The sequence below is a fragment of the Ruegeria sp. CDSB136 genome, assembly GCF_059610965.1.
On record NZ_JBXWOP010000011.1, the window covers coordinates 47,302 to 67,257 of the forward strand.

The 19,956-nt window shown below is 61.1% G+C and carries 17 protein-coding genes; 11 read left to right on the plus strand and 6 right to left on the minus strand.

Annotation, left to right across the window (positions count from 1 at the left end):
• Nucleotides 1-44: 44 nt before the first annotated feature.
• Genes AC2FIR_RS13075 through AC2FIR_RS13085 form a run of 3 tightly spaced genes read left to right on the plus strand, consistent with a single transcriptional unit; the run spans nucleotide 45 to nucleotide 3,369 of the window.
• Complete coding sequence (locus AC2FIR_RS13075; protein ID WP_496746690.1) at nucleotides 45-1,124, plus strand: phosphotransferase family protein; 1,080 nt, start codon at nucleotides 45-47, stop codon at nucleotides 1,122-1,124.
• Between the two features lie 2 nt (nucleotides 1,125-1,126).
• Nucleotides 1,127-2,053 (plus strand): T3SS effector HopA1 family protein, encoded by a 927-nt coding sequence (locus AC2FIR_RS13080; RefSeq protein ID WP_496746688.1) that lies wholly within the window; start codon nucleotides 1,127-1,129, stop codon nucleotides 2,051-2,053.
• A complete protein-coding gene (locus AC2FIR_RS13085) occupies nucleotides 2,050-3,369 on the plus strand; it encodes a lanthionine synthetase LanC family protein (RefSeq protein WP_496746686.1) in 1,320 nt (439 codons plus the stop codon). Before AC2FIR_RS13080 ends, AC2FIR_RS13085 begins: the two co-directional genes overlap by 4 nt.
• On the opposite strand, the gene AC2FIR_RS13090 is transcribed toward AC2FIR_RS13085, so the two are convergent.
• The 5 genes from AC2FIR_RS13090 to leuB form a co-directional block, all read right to left on the minus strand.
• The gene (locus tag AC2FIR_RS13090) at nucleotides 3,370-4,917 is read right to left on the minus strand and encodes a trimethylamine methyltransferase family protein (protein ID WP_496746685.1); all 1,548 of its coding nucleotides are present in this window, start codon (nucleotides 4,915-4,917) and stop codon (nucleotides 3,370-3,372) included.
• A complete protein-coding gene (locus tag AC2FIR_RS13095) occupies nucleotides 4,914-6,251 on the minus strand; it encodes an MmgE/PrpD family protein (protein ID WP_496746683.1) in 1,338 nt (445 codons plus the stop codon). The genes AC2FIR_RS13090 and AC2FIR_RS13095 overlap by 4 nt, the downstream gene beginning before the upstream one ends.
• Before the next feature lie 68 nt (nucleotides 6,252-6,319).
• Nucleotides 6,320-7,804, minus strand: a complete 1,485-nt coding sequence (locus AC2FIR_RS13100; RefSeq protein ID WP_496746682.1) for an aldehyde dehydrogenase — start codon at nucleotides 7,802-7,804, stop codon at nucleotides 6,320-6,322.
• The gene (locus tag AC2FIR_RS13105) at nucleotides 7,801-9,465 is read right to left on the minus strand and encodes a GMC family oxidoreductase (RefSeq protein WP_496746680.1); all 1,665 of its coding nucleotides are present in this window, start codon (nucleotides 9,463-9,465) and stop codon (nucleotides 7,801-7,803) included. Before AC2FIR_RS13105 ends, AC2FIR_RS13100 begins: the two co-directional genes overlap by 4 nt.
• Nucleotides 9,462-10,547 carry a 3-isopropylmalate dehydrogenase gene (leuB, locus tag AC2FIR_RS13110; RefSeq protein WP_496746678.1) on the minus strand — a complete coding sequence of 362 codons (1,086 nt, stop codon included), beginning with the start codon at nucleotides 10,545-10,547 and terminating at the stop codon, nucleotides 9,462-9,464. Before leuB ends, AC2FIR_RS13105 begins: the two co-directional genes overlap by 4 nt.
• 106 nt (nucleotides 10,548-10,653) lie before the next feature.
• On the opposite strand from leuB, the gene AC2FIR_RS13115 reads away from it, so the two are divergent.
• Both AC2FIR_RS13115 and AC2FIR_RS13120 read left to right on the plus strand, forming a co-directional pair.
• Complete coding sequence (locus AC2FIR_RS13115; protein WP_496746676.1) at nucleotides 10,654-11,529, plus strand: LysR family transcriptional regulator; 876 nt, start codon at nucleotides 10,654-10,656, stop codon at nucleotides 11,527-11,529.
• A gap of 120 nt (nucleotides 11,530-11,649) precedes the next feature.
• Nucleotides 11,650-13,278, plus strand: a complete 1,629-nt coding sequence (locus AC2FIR_RS13120; RefSeq protein ID WP_496746674.1) for a N,N-dimethylformamidase beta subunit family domain-containing protein — start codon at nucleotides 11,650-11,652, stop codon at nucleotides 13,276-13,278.
• A gap of 30 nt (nucleotides 13,279-13,308) precedes the next feature.
• Here AC2FIR_RS13120 and AC2FIR_RS13125 read toward each other — a convergent pair whose 3' ends face one another.
• The gene (locus AC2FIR_RS13125) at nucleotides 13,309-13,833 is read right to left on the minus strand and encodes a ZrgA family zinc uptake protein (RefSeq protein ID WP_496746672.1); all 525 of its coding nucleotides are present in this window, start codon (nucleotides 13,831-13,833) and stop codon (nucleotides 13,309-13,311) included.
• 255 nt (nucleotides 13,834-14,088) lie between these two features.
• On the opposite strand from AC2FIR_RS13125, the gene AC2FIR_RS13130 reads away from it, so the two are divergent.
• The 6 genes from AC2FIR_RS13130 (at nucleotide 14,089) to AC2FIR_RS13155 (ending at nucleotide 19,857) form a co-directional block, all read left to right on the plus strand.
• Nucleotides 14,089-15,360: an imelysin family protein gene (locus AC2FIR_RS13130; RefSeq protein WP_496746670.1), complete on the plus strand. Its 1,272-nt coding sequence runs from the start codon at nucleotides 14,089-14,091 to the stop codon at nucleotides 15,358-15,360.
• Between the two features lie 158 nt (nucleotides 15,361-15,518).
• Entirely contained in the window at nucleotides 15,519-15,812 is a 294-nt protein-coding gene (locus AC2FIR_RS13135; RefSeq protein WP_170615961.1) for a (2Fe-2S)-binding protein, read from the plus strand.
• Complete coding sequence (gene bfr, locus AC2FIR_RS13140; RefSeq protein ID WP_496746668.1) at nucleotides 15,760-16,245, plus strand: bacterioferritin; 486 nt, start codon at nucleotides 15,760-15,762, stop codon at nucleotides 16,243-16,245. Before AC2FIR_RS13135 ends, bfr begins: the two co-directional genes overlap by 53 nt.
• Nucleotides 16,205-17,752, plus strand: coding sequence for a di-heme oxidoreductase family protein (locus AC2FIR_RS13145; RefSeq protein ID WP_496746666.1), 1,548 nt, complete (start codon nucleotides 16,205-16,207; stop codon nucleotides 17,750-17,752). Before bfr ends, AC2FIR_RS13145 begins: the two co-directional genes overlap by 41 nt.
• Nucleotides 17,753-17,755: 3 nt before the next feature.
• Complete coding sequence (locus AC2FIR_RS13150; protein ID WP_496762483.1) at nucleotides 17,756-18,766, plus strand: imelysin family protein; 1,011 nt, start codon at nucleotides 17,756-17,758, stop codon at nucleotides 18,764-18,766.
• A gap of 5 nt (nucleotides 18,767-18,771) precedes the next feature.
• Nucleotides 18,772-19,857 (plus strand): DUF1513 domain-containing protein, encoded by a 1,086-nt coding sequence (locus AC2FIR_RS13155; RefSeq protein WP_496746662.1) that lies wholly within the window; start codon nucleotides 18,772-18,774, stop codon nucleotides 19,855-19,857.
• Nucleotides 19,858-19,956 lie beyond the last annotated feature (99 nt).

A 19,956-nucleotide genomic window follows, 5' to 3' on the forward strand; every position in this document is an offset into this window, starting at 1 on the left:
CCCTCGGGCCAACCGCCCGGGGGTGTTCCTGAGGGCCTTACGACATGACCGATGCCGCCATTCGTTCGAACACAGAACCATCGCTCAGGCCGCGTGCGGAAGAACGGGTCGCTTCTGTTCTGCGCAGGCGTAACCTGATCCCCGCAACGCGGATCGTGCAACAGGGCATGCGCATCATGGCCACCCGGCGCGACCGCGCGACAACAGCCACTGTTCATCTGGGCGGACAGGGAACGTTTCTGGTCAAATTGGGCACCCGATCAGCCAGCAACTGGAACCGGCGTGAGATAACCTGCTATCAGGCGGTACAATCGCTCAGCCCCGGCATCGCGCCCTATCTGGCGCATTCCGATCCGGATCGAGGTATCCTGATCGCCGAACTTCTGGACCCGGCCACAACCCTGCACGACTTCATGGGGCGCAACCCCTTGGATGACCCAGCCATTCTTGATGGTCTGGCAAACGTGCTGGCCCGTCTGCATCAGGGACACGTAGATGACACGCACCTTCCCTCGGCTCGTCCCTGGATGCTGGACGGGGATTCCGGAGGGCTGCACGAGCAGTTGCATCACCTCCTGCCCAATCCGGCTGCGCGTGCGGCGGTCATGGCCTGCATCAGCCGTGCTCAGGCAGCATGGCGGGAAACCTGCCTCATCCATGGCGATCTCAAATGGGACAACTGCCTGCTGCAGTCCGGCCCGGATGGCACGGTGCAGATCCGGCTGGTCGATTGGGAACTGGCGGGTCTCGGCGATCCCGCCTGGGACGTCGCAACGGCCGTGCAGGAGTACCTTCAGCTGGCGCAACTGCCCGCCAGCCCGGGCAACAAGCCACTGGCCTCTCTTCCTGAAAACGAAGCCTGCCGGGCTGCGGTTCATCTGTTTTCAGCCTACACGCGCGCCACCGGCACTTTAGGATCCGCAAATACGGATTTCCTGAAAAGATGCAGCCTCTACACCGGTATCCGACTTGTCCAGACCACACTCGAGTTGCAATCGATGGAAAGCCCGGACGGGACGCGCAGTCAGGTAGCCTTGGCCATGGCGCTGAGGGTGTGCCAGACTCCGAAATGGCTTGAAACCCTTCTTCGGGACGGGCCGCGAATTGGAACAGGATCGGTATAGCAATGGGTGCTGATGCGCTGGACGAGGCCTTACCTGCAGCGTTTGACGTCATTTCGCGGGTATTGGCCAGTGGACCCCTTAGGAGCGGCGATCCCGCCCCCCTGACGGATGCGCTCTATCGGGACTGGTATTGTGCAGTCGGTGAAAAACCGGGCCTGAATGCAGAAGACCGCGATCTGTGCGAGTTGCTGAGAACAGCGCACGCATCCTCGCACCGATGGGAGGAAGGGTGGCATGTCGCGAAAGTGTCCAGACGCGGCAAGGTTGCCGTAACGCGCGGACGCGAAAGGCGGGTGCTCCACGTGATCGATTGCCTGCCCGAAGATGGCCGTGGCGCCCGTATTCGCCCCGGCGGCACCGTTTCGGTTGTGGCCCGCCGGGATTCCGAAACCATGAACCCTGGCGATTACGTCACCTTCTCGAAACCCTGGCATGCAAACCGGCACCCGATTGTCCGGGTGTACTGGAACGCAATGCCAATAGGTGCGCCTGTTCTGGTTCACGCGCTGAGTCAGGCTTTGGGCGACGCATTCCCATATTTCCTCAAGTGCCCCAGACGCCCGGCCGAATATGATCGCCGGGATGCGCTTGTCCTTTATCTGCCCCGACCAGATTTCGCAAAGGCAGCCGAGGCCATCGCCGCTACCGCCAGGCGTGCATGCGACGACCTGTGTGATCCGGTTCCACCCCTGACCAGAAAGCTTTGCCCCGGGGTCAGCGTGGCCGACGACCCGGCAGCACGGGGAGAAAGCTTTGGGTCGTCCCGATGCGCGTTGGTGGCGCGGGGTGTCCTGCGCTGCGTTGATCGAGGTATCGAACAGCCCACGGACTGGGTCAAATCCGTGCGCGCCGTATTCTCGTCCGAAGGCATCGCACCGGATCGGCCATGGGCCGAAGCTGCCGACAGCCCGGAGTACGCATTGCCGTGAGAAAACTGGACCCATCACCCCCGCCTCCCGGCGGCGACCAGGGCCCGGCCTTTCTTGCGGTCGCCACTGCTATCGCGGATCAACTGGTGCGCGAGGCTATCCGGGACGGCGATTGCGGCACCTGGCTTGGGTATGAAATGGAATTGGTCGACGGGGAATGGCGGTCCGTTTACCAGACAATCGACGAATCCCTTTACGGCGGACTGGCCGGGGTTGCGCTGTTTCTTGCGGAGATGTGGCGGCAGACCCGCAATCCAGACTACGCCAACACCGCATCAAGCGCAGCCAACGGCGCCATGCACCTGATACGTGAACGGCGCAGCGTCACACCGCACGGATGGTTCAGCGGTCTCATCGGCACTCTGAGCACCGTTCGGTCCGTGTACGACATGCTGCCAGAAACGGAGATGGCAGACGATACGAATCTTCTGCACGAAGTTCTGACAGCGGCACCACCCCAGGATGGCAGCTTTGACCTGATCGCCGGGCCATCGGGAACGATTGCGGGCTTGCTGACACTGCACGGCTCGGAGCCTGGCGATAATATCTTGCGCGCCTGTCACCTCAATGGCGAATGGCTGTTGGACCGGGCGCAGTCCGGACCTGGCATCGGACTGTCATGGCAAGAGGAAAATGCGGAAACGTCACACGCCTTTCCGCATTGCGGCCTCGCACACGGTGCCTCTTCCGCCGCGCTGGCGCTGCTGGAGCTTTGGGCCGCGACCCGGGACGAACGTTATCGCAAAGCCGGTTTCCGCGCCTTTGAGTACGAGCGGCAATGGTTCGATCGCCACCAATGCGGTTGGCCCGATCTGCGCGATGTCAGGGCCGATCAGGCCGGTGACCCCAAAGCGATGGTTTACCCCACCTACTGGTGCTACGGGGCGGGCGGCATCGCGTTGTCGCGGCTTCGGGCCTGGCAATTGACAGGCGACAAGACAGCCCTTGCAGAGGCCAACGCCGCCATCTTCGCCTGCAAGCGACGGGCGCGGCAGGCTCTGACCACCGAACGCTCCGGTTTCGAAGAAAACGCAAGCGTTTGCCATGGCCTTGGAAGTATCGTCGAACCCCTGATCTACTCAACTCATCTCCGCCCTGATCCCGAGGCAATAGCCCTGGCCCGCGAACTTGGTCTGGCAATGCGACCCCCTGCAAACGAGAAATGGAGATGCGGCCTGGTCGAAGGCGGTGAAACACCAGGCCTGATGCTTGGTTTGGCGGGGATCGGGCGCATGTATCTGGGCCTCTGCGACCCAGGCCGGTTCCGGCCATCCGGCCTTGTATTGCCTGCGCCCGAGCGCGGGGATTCGGCCTGATCAACCCTTGGCGCGTCCCAGCCGGCGAATGGGATACCGCGCGCGGATTTCCGCGTCCAGCCTATCCGGGATATGACCGGGGTCGGGGGCCGCCAGCAATTCGCGGGTACGCTGCCGGGCCCGTTCCAGCAGATCCTTATCTGTCGCCGCCGCCCATTCCTGTGGCGTGCGCCGGTCCGCCATCGCCGGATAGTAATAGTCGCTTTCCATCCGGTTCAGCGTCTGATCATGCGCTAGAAAATGTCCCGGCCCTCCGACACAGACATCGCGGATGGTTTCAAGGGACAACGTGTCTTCCGAAACCTCGAACCCGCGCGTTGCGCGCATCACCGACCCGATCATGTCATTGTCGAGAACAAAGCTTTCCAGCGAACAGCCCAGAAGCGAACCATACATCCCTGCCGCCTCGTAGATCAGGTTCGCACCCGACAGCGCGGACAATAGCTCGGTACAGCCCTTTTCATATCCGGCCTGAAAATCCGGCATCTTGCTATCGGTCATCCCTGCGCTGACTGCGCAGGGAATGTCATAAAACCGCGCCATCTGTGCACAGGCCGCCATCAGCAGCCCCTGTTCCGCACTGCCGCCCGACATTGCACCGGTGCGCAGATCGCTGACAAAGGGTAAGGCTCCAAAAGTGGCCGGATGACCGGGATTCAGCAGATTGACATATACCAGCCCTGCCAGCACCTCGGCGGTCTGCTGGGCAACGGCCCCGGCCAGCGGTGCGGGGCTGGTGGCGCCCGCCTGCCCCGCCGAAACCAGCTTTAACGGAATGCCATGGCGCGCGGCAGTCGCGGTGACTTCCAGCGCCTCTTCCGCAAAAGTCAGCGGCGGCACCACAAAACAGGTTGAGATACAAAGCGGCGGCCGTGCCCGCAGCGCCTCGGGACCGCCGGTGATCATCGTCAGCATACCGACGGCCTCTTCCAGAACGGCTGCCGAACCGAATGAGGTGCCAACCGGCTTGGCCGTTCCCTTCAGGCACGCGTATAGCGTGTTCAGATCCATCTCGCGCGGGTCCGTGATGTCCCGAGCCACCACGGTGCGCTGGAACATGTGGATGTTGGGCAGCGCTTCGGCCAGCCGTGCCATATCGTAAAGATCGCGCAAGGTCGTGTCGCGGATCTGACCGGTTTCGCTGTCGATGATATGAACCGCCGCACCCGACGTGCCGAAATGCGTTCGCGCACCTGACGGGTCCAAATCATGCTCGGGCCGCTGGCCAAACAGGTGAAACCCGCGGCCGGCGGTTTCCAGGACCCGCCGCACCATAGGTTCGGGAAACAACAGCCGCCTGTCCGTGGTCAGGGACCCACCAGCAGCACAGACCGTGTCGATGCAGTCCCGGGTCGCCCCTTTCAGCCCGATTTCCCCAAGAATACGCATCGCCGTGGTATCGATCAGCGAAAGTTCCCGGGCCGAAAGTGCGGCGAACTTTCCGCCTTCGATCCCCGGCCAGATCGCCTCGGTCACGCCCATTCCCGCGCCATCCTGCCTTGCGTGCCTGCGGGCGGCGCGTCCGCCGTTGCGTTTACGTGCAGTCATTGATCGATCCTGTCAAAAAAACTGGCAACGTTGTCCGCCTGCGGCCAGTTGAGTGCAGTCTTATAACTGTCCTCAGGCAATCCAGTCAGACCGGAAAACTTGTCCGCCAACTGGTCAGGCGTCATTGGGTTGGATGGATGACCCAGAGGGGCGGCGCAGGTGGCTTCGACAATCTCGCCACTTGTCAGTTCAACCCTGAGCCTGTCTGGCTGATCCGGGTCATAATTCAGCGCCGGGTTTTTGGCCTGTTCTGCCTTGACGGTGGTCAAATCGATCAACCGGGCAACTTCGGGGTCGGCCCAGAACGCATCCGCGCTGTCGCGCAGCGATAGCTGTCCCTTTGCCAGAACTTGCGCAACACAGGCCGGAGCCGAAAACAGGGCTTCGGTACGCGATGCCGGGCGATCGAATGGCAGGATTTCATAGTGGAAATCTGGCATGAATGCCTCGATGGCCGTAATCCCATGCACGCCCCCGGCCAGTCGCGAACGGATTTCCACCGCCGCAGTCATCAGGCGGTGCGTGTATCCGCACGAGGGCCAGGGTTTCAGGATCAGCCCATAATCGGACAGAGCCCAGTCCCGCCCCAACCGCGACATGACGCCTGAGAACCGTTTCGCATCATAGTCACTCAGAAGCCCTGCAAACCCGCGTTCGTGGTCCATTACATGCGGTTGCCCCGTCAGGCCCTGGGCTGCCAGCAAGGCGGCCTCAACACCGTTGCGGGCGGCCCAACCGGCCTGCAAGGGCTTGGCGTTGGACCCGAATTGCCTTGTGTAGCCCGCTGCCTGCGACACCGCGAAAGACAGGGCATGCACTGTCTGGTCCGCCGACAGCCCCAACAACCGCGAAACCGCCCCGGCGACACCGATGACACCCAGCGTGGCCGTGGAATGAAACCCACGTGCATAATGCGCCAATGACACCGCTTTACCCAATTGCATGATGATTTCGGCCCCCGCGGCATAGGCCGTCATCAGGTCCTTTCCGGAAACCGGGGTCAGATGCGCGGACGCCAGCAAGGCGGGCAGCAGAACAACAGTCGGGTGGGTATTTCCCGGCTCTTCCCAGTCATCCAGATCCCAGGCATGGCCCGCGACCCCGTTTACCAGCGCGGCAACCGGGGCCGACAGGGTCTGATCCGCACCGTAAACACGGACCGGACCGCGCGCGACCAAGGCCAACGCCGCCCGTGTTTGACGCGCCACCGCACTGTTCGCGCCAGCCAGTATGCACCCGAAACAATCGACGACCGCCGGGGCAGTCTGCGCCTGTACAGACGGGTCCGGGCGGGCCGCAACCGCAAATTGCGCAAGTGTTTCAATGGCCGTCACGGTGTACCCCCTTTCGGCTGAGTGGACCCGGAAAGCAGCGTCATCCAAATGCCCATCCTCGCACCCACTCAATCCGCGAAAGGATCAGGTTGATGCGGGTTCGTCGACAGCCAGACGGATTTGGTCTGCATGAAACAGCGCATCCCTTCCCAGCCGTTTTCGCGCCCGTAGCCTGATTGTTTCATGCCTCCAACCGGCGACTGGGTGGCTGCGTTGAAGTAGTTGTTGATATAGACGGTCCCGGCCTCGATCCGGGCCGCCACCCGCATCGCGCGTGCGACATCGCGGGTCCATATCCCGGCGGCCAGCCCGTAAACCGTATCATTGGCGATGCGAATGGCCTCGGGCTCCTCGGTCCAGGCTTCGGTGCTGACAACCGGGCCAAAAACTTCGTTTTGCGCCAGATCGGCAGAATTCGGGACATCGGAAAAGATGGTGGGACCGATGTAGTAGCCCTTGTCCCGGCAGGCTGTGCGTCCGTCCAGTCGCAGGTTGTGACCGGCCTCCTCAGCGGCGGCGATCCGGCTCAGAACAAATTCATAATGTGGCCGGTTGGCTATCGGTCCGATCTGGGTTGCGGGATCAAGCGGGTCGCCGACCCGCGCCTTTTTCACGACATCCACCAGGCGGTCGGTGAAATCTTCGATCACTTCGGCATGCACCAGCAGGCGCGAGCCGGAAATGCAGCTTTGCCCACCGGGTGGAAATATCCCGGCAGCCACGCCATTCACCGCCAGTTCCAGATCCGCATCCGGAAACACGATTTGCGGCGACTTGCCGCCCAGTTCCATAACCACCGGTTTGACCTGTTGCGCAGCCGCGATTGCTGCGGCCCGCCCGCCAGCCGTGCCGCCGGTAAAACTGACCATGCGCACATCCGGGTGTTCGATCATCGGTTTGGCGGTTGTCGGCCCATAACCTGTGACCACATTCAGAACCCCGGGTGGCAGATCGGCCTCGAGCAAGATGTCCATCAGCTCAAGCGTCGAACAACTGGAATGCTCCGAAGGTTTGATCACAACGGTATTTCCCGCCGCCAGACAAGGCGCAAGCTTCCAGATTAGCGTACCCAACGGAGAGTTCCACGGCAGCACCTGTGCCACCACGCCGAACGGCTCCCATGTCATGTAGTTGTGGATGTCCGGTGCCTCGGCCGGTATCACACGGCCTTCGAACTTGTCGCACATGCCTGCGTAATAATGCCAACTGTCGACCTGCCACTGACCCGGTTGCAAGCCCGGCGTGATCATGGAAGGCAGCTTGCCGTTGTCCTGTGTCTCAATCACCCCAAGACGCTCGGCGTGTCGGGAAATCACGTCCCCGATCCGGCGCAGCACCCGCCCGCGTTCGGCGGGCTGCATTCGTCCCCAGGGTCCGTCGTAAAATGCCTTTCGCGCCGCCTCGACCGCTCGGTTCACATCTGTTTCGCGGCAGTCCGGTACACGGGCCCATACTTCTCCGTTGGCGGGGTTTTCGCTGTTGATATATGCGCCGCCCGCCGGGTCGTGCCATTGGTTGCCGGTAAAGTACCGAAAGGTCCGGATATTGCTCATGACGCGGTCTCCATTGGATATTCAGCGGGACGAGGTGCCCGGCCAAGGATCATGTCGGCGGCTTTCTCGGCCATCATCACAACGGTTGCATAAAGGTTTCCGGTGATCTGAGCGGGCATGGCCGAGGCATCGCAAACCCGCAGCCCCTCAACCCCGTGCACGCGCAGTTGGGAATCCAGCACATCACCCATCCGGGCAGTGCAGCACAGGTGATGGCCGGTATAGGCGGTTCTTCGGATGGCATCGGTAATCTGCGCATCGGTTTTGGCCCCAAGCCACGGGCCGATTTCACCCGTCAGATATTGCGCGATCTGGGGTTGTGCCATCACCTCGCGCATCGTGGCAACGCCACGCTTCAGACACTCCAGGTCGCGGGAGTCGGCGAAGTATTTGGGGTCGATGACCGGGTGCAGAAGAGGGTCCGGGCCGGACAATCGAACCGTACCCTCCGAGATCGGGCGTTCCAGATTGATGTCGATCTGCACACCAGGTCGCGCCATCTTTCGCCCACGCACCAGTAACTTGCGGCCTAATCGGTTCAGCAACGGCACAGTTTCATGCGCACCGTCACCCAGGTTTTCCTCAACCACCATCGGGGTCATGTGCACCTGAAGCTCGGGCCATTTGGGGTCGTCGAAGGCGTGAAACAGCACTGTCGAGAAAAAAGCGCCGCCCCCGGGGCCCGATCCGTTCAGCAACCATCGTCCCATCAGCAGAGCTGCCCTGTCCAGACGCTGATGTTTGGCGTGGCTCAGGTCCGCGCGGTCCGATCCGAACTGCATCGACACATTCGGGTGATCCGAAAGATGCGCGCCAACCGAGGGCAGGTCGGCCAAAACCTCGATATCATGAAACCGCAGATGATTTGCCGGTCCAATCCCCGACAACATCAACAACTGCGGCGTCCCGATGGCGCCCTGACACAGGATCACTTCGCGCTCTGCCCGGATGACCTCACCCGTCAAGGTCAGCAGTCCGACGGCACGGCAGTCTTCGGTGACAACCCGCACAACATGAACGCCAGTGCGGACGGTCAGGTTCTTTGGCCGGGATTTCAGGTAGGCAATCGCCGCCGACTGCCGGACGCCTTTGGCAACCGTGCTGTCATTGCGCGCCACACCTGTTCTGTGCGGACCGTTCAGATCGTCCAGTTCGCGATGCCCGGCGGCTGCCGCCGCCGCGATAAACGCCTGCTCCATCAGGCCGAAATTGCGCGCCGGTTCCGTCTTCAGGGGGCCATCCGCGCCATGCCAGGCATCCCGTCTGTCACGGGCACCTTCGGCCCGGCGGAAATAAGGAAGGACCTCGGCGTAAGACCAGCCCGCCAGCCCCTTCTGCCGCCACAGATCATAGTCCGCCGCGACACCGCGCATGTAGATCATGCCATTGACGATCGAGGACCCGCCCAGCGCCTTGCCACGCGGATAGTAAACACAACGGCCCCCCAATCCGGGCTGAGCAACGGATGTATAGCCCCAGTCCAGCCTTGGGTTGCCGAACACGAATCCGTTCCCCGCAGGCATCCGAATAAACAGATCGCGCCCCTCTCCGCCCGCCTCGACCAGACAGACCGATATGTCCGGATCTTCGGCCAGCCGCGCCGCTAGAACGCATCCGGCCGAGCCGCCTCCGGCGATGACATAATCGAACGAACCACTCATTGCGGCAACCTGTCCAGAATGGCGCCGGTCATCTCGGCGCCGGTTGCTGCGCCGCCCAGATCGGGCGTCATGATCCCGTCCCGCAATGTGGCAGAAACAGCTCTGTGCAGGTGGTTTTCAGGGTCGGGCAGGCCAAAGCTGTATTTGAACATCATCCCGACCGACAGGATCGTCCCCACCGGATTGGCGATCCCCTGACCCGCAATGTCCGGCGCAGACCCGGCGGTGCTTTCATACATGCCAAACACCGGACCACGGGCGGGACTGGCGCTCAGACTGGCCGAGGGCAGCATACCCAGTGACCCCGCGTACACAGCCGTCAGATCGCTGAGCACATCTCCCATCTGATTGCAGCACAACACGACATCAAAATCAGCAGGCCGCTGCATCAACTGATAGGCGCAATTGTCGGCGAACATGTTTTCGAATTCGACATCCGGGTATTCCTGCGCCACCTCGGTCACGACGTTGCGCCACAGTTTGTAGCTTTCCATGACATTGGATTTGTCGCAGCTGACCAGACGCCTGCGCCGTTCGCGAGCCAACTGAAACCCACCATGTGCAAACCGGGCGACTTCGTTTTCGTCATAAGCGGTCAGGTCATAACCCTGCCGCACCCCATCGACCCGACGCTGGCCGCGTTCGCGGGCAAACATCGCACCGCCACACATTTCGCGCAGGATCAGCACGTTCGCCCTGTCGGCAACACCGGCCCGGAACGGGGTCCGGTTCATCAATCCTGCCCATGCCCGCGCGGGCCTTAGCCCCAGATAGGTCTGCAGATGGTGGCGCAGATACATCAGCCCGTCCTGGCATTCCGCGCCGCCGGATACCCGGATGTCATCCCAGTCGGGTCCGCCGACCGCGCCCACCAGAACAGCATCCGATGCCTTTGCAAGTTCCAGAACCTCGGGCGTGCAAAACGTGCCATGCACCTCCCACGAAGCGCCGTGCAGCAGCCCGTGCCTGACGCACAGCGCAATACCGTATCGCTGCGCCAGCACTTCGGCCACCTGCAGTCCATAGCCCACGATCTCGGGACCGATGCCATCGCCACCCAGCGCAAGAATCGTCTTTTCCATGGAACGACCCTGATTTGGTTCCGCAAACAGATTTGCCCGCTTGCAGCGAAAGAAAAAGACGGAAATGATGAATGAATATTGTTCCTACAATGAATGATTGTGACGCATGTCCATTCCCCTGCACCAGATCAACGCCTTCGACGCCGCCGCGCGCCACCTTAGCTTTTCCCGTGCAGCCGAGGAGTTGAACGTGCTGCAACCCGCGATCAGTCGCCAAGTCGCGGCGCTTGAGGCGGAATTGGGGACCCGGCTTTTTGCCCGCACCAAGCCTCGCCTGACCCTGACAGAAGACGGGGTTTTGCTGGCCAAGGCAGTGTCACAAGGATTTGGGGCCATCCGAGGCGGGCTTGACGCGGTGCGAACCCGCGCGCACGAGGACACGATCGTGGTCAGCGCCAGCATCGGTTTCACCAGCCTTTACCTGTTGCCGAGACTGGCCGGGTTTCAGGCGGATCACCCCGACACCAAGCTCCAGATTGTCACCCGGGATCAGAACCCAGACTATGATCCGGCAAAATGTGACGTCGTTATTCTTTTCGGCGAACACGGCATTCCGGGTTGCCCATCGCTGCAAATATTCCCCGAGCGCATGGTGGCCATTTGCCGCCCCGACCTGCTGCACGACGGGCAACCCTATTCCCGCGCGGCATTGGCCGGGCAAAAACTGCTGCATATGTCCGAGCGTGACCATAACGGCGATTGGGGGCGGTATTTCCAGGGAACCGGAAAGAAAGTGCCGCCACCACCCGACCATGACACCTACCTCAGTTTCATGGTCTATCTGCGTGCCATTCAGAATGGTCTGGGCATCGGCATTGGCTGGAGGCCCTTGATTGACGAGTTTCTGGCCAACGGAACCCTTGCGCTAGCCTGTGACCACGAGCATGAAAGCAAACGCGGCTACTTCTGCTCGGTCACGGCTTTGGGGAAAACAAAAACCGGCGCCCACCTGTTTCAGAACTGGATCGCGCAGGCGGCATGATGCGCGGTCCAGTGCCCCGCCGACAACAGCGTTTTCACTTTTCTGCTTGCAGGTTTCTCGCCATGATCGAACCACCGTGCAGGCACAGCGGATCGCAGCAACCCGATACAGGATAGCCCCATGACCAGATCGGAAAATCCCGGCCCCACAACAACGCCGCGCACACGCGCCAAGGCCCGCCACATTCTGGATAACTATTATATCGGACCGGCCGGAGACGGCTCAGTTCTGGAAATTTGGGGCTATACGGACCGCATGTCCTATACACCGGGCGATCGGGTTGCGTTGCGGGTTTCGACCACTGCCCAAAACTGGACACTGGAAATTGGCCGCGACGGGCAGGATTACGAGCCGCTGCTTCACGAAACCAACCTGCCCAGCATGCACCAAACCACCCCGCCGGACTGTTCGGTGAATGGATGCGACTGGGCAGTCGCCTACGAATTCACCATCCCCGATGACTGGCGCCCGGGCGGATACCTGATCACCTTCAGTGCGGAACAGGACGGCGACCGGGTCGAAGAGCATCACCTGTTTCTGCTGCGCCGCGCGGCGGATCGCGCGCCCGCCCCTTACGTTCTGGTCTGTGCCACCGGCACCTGGCTGGCCTACAACTGCTGGGGAGGTTCGAACCATTATCAGGGCATCACGGGCCCAGACGGCGATGCGTTTTCGCCCGTGGTTTCGACCCGGCGCCCCTGGACCCGTGGGTTTTGTAAATTGCCCCACGGCGCCCCGCGCGCGGTTCCCGAAACCCCGCATGTGCCCGGTGGAATGGTACGTTACCCCTACATGGAATGGGCCTATTCCTATGGGTACTCCAAGAAATACGCCTCGGCAGGATGGGCCAGTTACGAGCGGCATTTTGCTGTGTGGGCCGAAGCGAACGGTTTTGATCTGGATTTTGCCACTCAGCACGATCTTGATGCTGACCCGGACCTGCTGAACCGCTACAAATGTGCGATTTTCGTGGGTCACGACGAATACTGGTCTGCCCCGATGCGCCACGCCGTGGACCGGTTCACGGAAAACGGCGGCAAGGTGGCGCGGTTTGGCGGAAACTTCCTATGGCAGACCCGGATCCAGGATCAGGGCCGTCAGCAGGTCTGCTACAAGTACAATGCCGATCAGGATCCTCTGGTAGGAACAGACCAGGATAATCTGGTCACATCCGCATGGGAGGTCGCCCCCGCCAACTGGCCCGGCGCACAGACCTTTGGCGCAAACGGACTGGGGGGCGTGTATGCCAGTCTCGGACGTTGCGCGGGTCAGGGCAGCGGCGGTTTCACCGTCTATCGCCCCCGGCACTGGGCGTTTGCAGGCACCCAACTGGGTTACGGCGACCACCTGGGGGCGACCTCACGCATTTTCGGGTACGAGGTGGATGGCGTCGACTACCGGATGGAGGATGGCCTGCCCTTTGCCACCGGAAATGACGGCACCGATCCAGAGGTCGAAATCCTTGCGCTGGGTCTGGCTACAAATGTCGAACCCGACCACGGCGTCTGGGGTGAAACCGTCTACATCGGTAACGATGATGCCACGTTCAAAGCGCAGGCAATCTTTGGAGAGGTCACTGAAGAAACGCTGGACCGTAGCACCCGCGGCAACGGGGTGATCGTGCACTGGCACCGCGGCAAGGGTGAGGTGTTCAACGCCGCCACCTGTGAATGGGTCATGGGGCTGACCCGGCGGGACTGGCAGGTTGAACGGATCACAAGGAACGTACTGACCCGGTTCGGTATCTGAACGTCGCGGACGCCGCGGTTGCTTTGCGTGCTATTGGGTGCAAGCCAAACCGGCAAACGGGTCTGTGCGGGAAACTTCCTTTACCTGACCAACATCGCCGCAAACAACCTGAAGTCGCAGCATCCCGGCGTTCGGAAACCTGTCGAAATACGCGAACTTTACTCGATCAAGCTGCTCTGCGTTCTGGCAAGTGATCCGATAGTCGGCAACAAATTCCATATGCCGTTCGTCACCTGCCTTGTCGCTCTGCCCCTGTGCGACGCTGGTCAGCGTTACATTCGCTGAGGCGTTAAAACAGCCAGCTTCGACCGGAGGTTCAAACAACTCCAGCGGTTTGGACAGGTCCGACACGGCCCGGGCTACCAGCACGCGATCGTCGTTGTTTTCCGCCGGATGTTCGAACCCGACGATGTCCGCTCCGGGCGCGGAAAATGAGAGCTGTATGCTCGTATCGGAGTGGGTAACGATCAGTGTTCCCGTACCGTGGCTATGTGATTGAGAAATATTGGATTCTTCGGCCAGAACAACGACTGGCATCAGGGAAAATGCGACCATCGCTGCTTTCATAACCAGTGCACCGTTCAAAAAGAATCACTGGCTTTATTGTATTCCGATCCGTCAATCGCGCAATGTCAGCACCCCAACCAGACCTCGCCAGATATGGGTAGGGGGCGCGGTCGGAACATAATACTGCTATTTCCGACAATAAAACTCAGGTTGACATTCCTGACTAATTAAATCAGCTATAGGCGGAACGGTGCCTGCCACAAGACACCCGAACTATTGTTTCTGACAGGAAAGATAATCATCATGACCAAACGCTTTGCCACAGCGGGTACGTTGACACTACTTGCCGCAACTTCAGCAATTGCCGCTGATGCGCCCTCCCGGGCGGACGTTCTGAACACCTACGCCAATATCGCCGAAGCCACGTTTGAAGACAGCCTGATTGCCGCGAAATCCCTGCAAACCGCCGTCGACGCACTGATTGCCGATCCGTCCGACGCCACGCTGAACGCCGCACGCGCTGCTTGGGTTGCGGCCCGCGTGCCCTATCAGCAGACCGAAGTCTATCGCTTCGGCAACGCCATCGTCGACGACTGGGAAGGCAAGGTGAACGCCTGGCCGCTGGATGAGGGGCTGATCGACTATGTCGACGCCTCCTACGGCGGACCGACCGACGAGAATGAGTTTGCGGCGCTGAACGTCATCGCCAACCCCAGTTTCGATCTGTCTGGCAACACCATCGACGCCGCCGAAATCACGCCCGAATTGCTGAGTGAAACCCTGCACGAAGCAGACGGCATCGAGGCCAACGTCGCAACCGGCTATCACGCCATTGAATTCCTGCTCTGGGGCCAGGATCTGAACGGCCACGGCTCGGGCGCGGGAAACCGTCCTTATACCGACTATGTGCAGGGTGACGATTGCACCGGCGGCAACTGCGATCGCCGCGCACAGTATCTGAGCGCCGCAACCGAACTGCTGGTCAGCGATTTGGAATGGATGGCCGCCCAGTGGCAGGCAGGCGGTGCGGCACGCGCCGCACTGGCCGAAAACGACAAAGCCGGGGTCAGCGCCATCCTCACCGGCATGGGCTCGCTGTCCTATGGCGAACAGGCGGGTGAGCGGATGCGCCTTGGCCTGATGCTGAACGACCCCGAGGAGGAGCATGATTGCTTCTCGGACAACACTCACAACAGCCATTACTACGACGGGCTGGGCATTCAGAACGTCTATCTGGGCAGCTATACCCGCATCGACGGCACACCGGTTTCCGGTGCGTCGCTGTCGGATCTGGTTCTGGCCACCGACCCGTCGCTGGACGCTGAGATGAAGGCCAAGCTGGCCAATACAATGCAGGCGCTGGGTCGTCTGAAATCGACAGCCGAGGCAGGCTTTGCCTATGACCAGATGCTGGAACGCGGCAATGAAGGCGGTGAGGTCCTGATCATGGGCGGTGTGAACGGCCTGATCGACCAGACCAAGACCATTGAGCGTGTCGTGGCTGCGCTGGATCTGGATCAGGTCAGCATCGAAGGCTCGGACAGCCTGGATAACCCAGGTTCGGTGTTCGAATAAGACCTGTCTGGTCGGACACCCCCTCCCGGCCTGACTGAACCGGAAGCATCTGAAAGCGGGTGCTTCCGGATATCCGGATCACCGGGGATTGATGTGAAAAACCACATCCGAACCCCCAACTGACATCAAAGCTCGACCGTAAAAATGGGCGCATTACCATGATCATCTGCCACTGCACGCATATCTCGGACCACGACATCCGCGCTGCGATCGACTGGATGCGCGCGTCTGACCCGCACACGGTGATCACGCCCGGAAAAATCTACCATGCGCTTGGGAAATCAGCGGATTGTGGCGGATGCATGCCGCTTTTTCTCGACTCGATGCGGTCCTGCGATAATCTGGAAGTCCCCATGCAACTCCGCGCCCTGCGCAGCGGAGCAACACAGGAGAGTGCAGATGAAAGGCGACCCCAAAGTCATCGAATACCTCAACAAATCCCTGCGGCATGAACTGACTGCGGTCAGCCAGTATTGGCTGCACTACCGCCTGCAAGAGGATTGGGGCCTTGACCATATGGCCAAGAAAAGCCGCGAGGAAAGCATCGAAGAGATGGGCCATGCCGACAAGCTCATCGAACGGATCATCTTCCTGGAAGGGCATCCCAACCTGCAAAAACTCGATCCTCTGAGGATCGGCCAGACCCCGAAGGAAACGCTGGAATGCGACTTGGCGGCAGAACAGGATGCCCGCGCGCTTTATGTCGAAGCCCGGGAATATTGCCGCGAGGCGGGCGACTATGTGTCGATGTCATTGTTCGAGGATTTGATCAGTGATGAAGAAGGCCATATCGACTTCCTCGAAACGCAGCTCGACCTGTATGAAAGGATCGGCGAAGCCAATTATGCGCAGCTCAACGCGTCGAAAATGGACGAAGTGGACTAAACTCTGTCTTTTGTCGGTGGTCACGTGCGTGGCCACCCCCTCCCTGTCCGCCGAACTGCGTGACATTCACCTGAACTTCCAGCCCAGAACCGAGGAAGAGCGCAACCGGATCTCCGCCGTCACGGCGTTGCCCGATGATTTCAGCGCGCCGCAACGGTTCGAGGACCTGCCCGCCGGGGCGGCCACCGTGCGGGCGCGCCAGAACGCCGATGTCTTTTCACAACCCTCGGGCAATCTGAGCTTCGAACAGGAGCTGGATTTCCGAGTCGGCAACGGGCTGTTCAGAAAGATTTGGGTCTCGTCCCCCGCATCTACATTGGCCTCGGACGGTCTGGGCCCGCTTTACAACGCCCGATCCTGTCAGCGATGCCACATCAAGGACGGGCGCGGCCATACGCCCAACGGCCCGGACGACAGCGCGATATCGATGTTCCTGCGCGTGTCTGTTCCCGGTGGCCCCGACGACGGGTACTCCGAGATCGAGGACTACATCGCCACCCGACCCGAACCGAATTACGGCGGCCAGATGCAGGACCTGGCCTTGCCCGGCCATCCGGCCGAATACCGGCTGGATATCGCATATGAGGATGTCCTCGTTGAACTGTCGGAAGGCGAAACTGCCATCCTGCGCCGCCCGACCTACAGCGCGGCAGATCTGGGATACGGCCCGTTGCACCCGGACGCGATGCTCAGCCCCCGCGTGGCGCCTCAGATGATCGGATTGGGGTTGCTTGAAGCCATCCCGGTCGACGATCTGCTGGCCAGCGCCGATCCCGAAGATATGGATGGCGACGGAATTTCCGGACGACCGAATATCGTCTGGTCAGCCGAATTTGGTGAACCAATGATGGGCCGGTTCGGCCATAAGGCCGGAATGCCGACGATAATGGAACAATCCGCCGCCGCCTTTGCCGGTGACATCGGCATTTCCAGCCCGCTCTACCCGGCCCCGCACGGCGATTGCACTGACCGCCAGACTGCTTGCGTTGCGGCCCCCCATGGCGATCAGGACATTCGGGAATTCGAAATTGACCAGCAGGGCATGGACCTGGTTGCATTCTACAGCCAGAACCTTGGCGTTCCGGCCCGACGCGATGTTGATGATCCGCAAGTGCTGCGCGGGAAAGAGGTGTTCTACACCTCCGGCTGTGTTTCCTGCCATACGCCCGCTTTCGTCACGCACCGCATGGACAACCGGCCTGAACACAGCTTTCAGTTGATCTGGCCGTATTCCGACCTGCTGCTGCACGACATGGGCGAGGGGCTTGCAGACAACCGCCCCGAAGCCCGCGCCGATGGCCGGGAATGGCGCACCGCACCGCTGTGGGGCATTGGCCTCACCGAACAGGTGTCCGGCCATACCCAGTTTTTGCATGACGGGCGCGCCCGGTCGCTGCTTGAAGCCATCCTGTGGCATGGGGGTGAGGCGCAGGCGGCGCGGGACAGTGTTGTTTCGATGCCAAAAGCCGACCGCAATGCCCTTGTGCGTTTTCTCGAAAGTCTCTGATTCATGCGAATTCTCACCTTACTGGCTGCCCTCATACTGCCAATAGCTGTCCAGGCTCAGGATCGTCAGGCTGTACTCGCGGACACGGTGCAATCCCACATCCTGCCGCGTTTTGCGCAGCTTGCGGGCGCGTCCGGCACACTGAAAGCATCGTCGCGGGCGGATTGCTCAACGGACGCCCCCGATCTGCGTGCGGCTTATCACGATGCCTTCGACGCATGGATTTCTGCCAGCCACCTGCGCTTTGGCCCATCGGAAACCGATGACCGCGCCTTTGCCCTGGCGTTCTGGCCCGACAGTAAAGGTTTCACGCCCAAGGCACTGTCAGTGCTGATCGCCCGGGAAGATGATGCGGTCTATTCCGCCGAAGGGTTCGCGGAAACATCCATCGCTGGGCGCGGTTTCTTTGCTTTGGAGCAGGTTCTGTTCGACCCGCATCTGTCCGTGGCAGGCGCGGATAACTATCGCTGCGCGCTGGTTCGGGCCATCGCGACAGATATCGAACGGAATGCGCGGGCTATTGACAACGACTGGCAGTCCTATGCCGGCAAAATGGCTCGACCCGGACCTGACGGCCCCTACCGGTCCGATGATGAAGCGATGCAGGAACTGTTCAAAGCCCTGATCACCGGTTTGGAATTTACCGCCGACACCCGCCTTGGCCGCCCCATGGGAACGCATGACCGCCCCCGCCCCAACCGGGCCGAGGCACGCCGGTCCGAACGATCCCTGCGCCATGTAGAATTGTCGCTGATCGCCTTGCACGATCTTGCCACTCATCTGTCGACTGGTCATCCCGGGATTGCCGATGATCTGGACGCCACCTTTGCAGGAGCCATAAGCCGGGCACAATCACTGGACGATCCGGCCTTTGCGGGTGTCGCCGATCCACAGGGACGCATCCGGGTCGAAGCGCTGCAACAGTCGATCAACGACATCCGCGCTATTGCCTCTACCGAACTCGGCCCGACCCTTGGCATCAGCGCCGGGTTCAACTCACTGGACGGAGACTGATCCGCATGACCACCCGCCGCCGCTTTCTGGTCGGTCTGACCGCCGCCGGTCTTGCCCCCATGAAGGGGTGGGCGTCGGTGGGCGGCCCGGACTATCTGGCTGCGGCGTTATTCCCGGATGATACGTACCGCCTGGCCGGGTTGGATGTGAACGGAACCATCCTGTTTTCCCTGCCATTGCCCGCCCGGGGCCACGCCGCCGCCGCGCATCCACACTTGCCGCAGGCGGTGGCCTTTGCCCGCCGTCCCGGCACCTTTGCCGCGGTGATTGATTGCGCCACTGGGGTGCAAATCGCCGAGTTGCAGGCCCCAAAAGGGCGCCATTTCTATGGCCACGGTACCTATTCGCGAGATGGAACAAGGCTTTACACGACCGAAAACGACTATGACGCTGGCGCGGGCATCATCGGCATCTGGAACGGCCAAGATTACACCCGGATCGGAGAGATTTCCTCGGGCGGTATCGGCCCGCACGACTTGCGCCTGATGCCGGATGGCGTTTCTTTGGTCGTCGCCAATGGCGGGATCGAAACCCATCCCGACACGGGCCGCACCAAGCTGAACCTGCCGGTCATGAAACCTAACCTGACCTATCTTGACCTGTCCGGCGACATTCTGGAGACGGTGGAACTGCCGCGCGCGATGCACAAGAGCTCGACCCGTCATCTGGCAGTGCGCCGGGATGGCCTTGTTGCCTTTGCCATGCAATGGCAGGGCGACGCGACCGCTCACCCGCCGTTATTGGGCCTGCATCACCGTGGTCAGGCGCCCAGGCTTTTGGCGGCACCCGACACCGATCAAGCCACGCTTCAAGGCTACGCAGGAAGTATCGCGTTTTCTGCCAATGGCGAAACCGTCGCGATCACCTGCCCGCGCGGCAACGCGTTGCATCAGTTCAATGTCGCAGACGGGCGACTGGCCAGCATCCACCAGCTTGACGATGTATGCGGGTTAAGCGCAGGGCCTAAGGGGTATGTCTTTACCACCGGCACCGGAGTGATCGGCAGCCTGAGCGGCATCAGCGCCAACAATTTGGCCCAACTGGACTGCCAATGGGACAACCACCTGATCCCTGTCCGGGCGTTTGGCTGAACCTCGGCATTTTCCGTCGCATAGATTAAACTTGGACGAATCAAACTGCTACCGTATTGGCGGGCGCAAAACCGGCACTCCAGACTTACAAGGACTGAC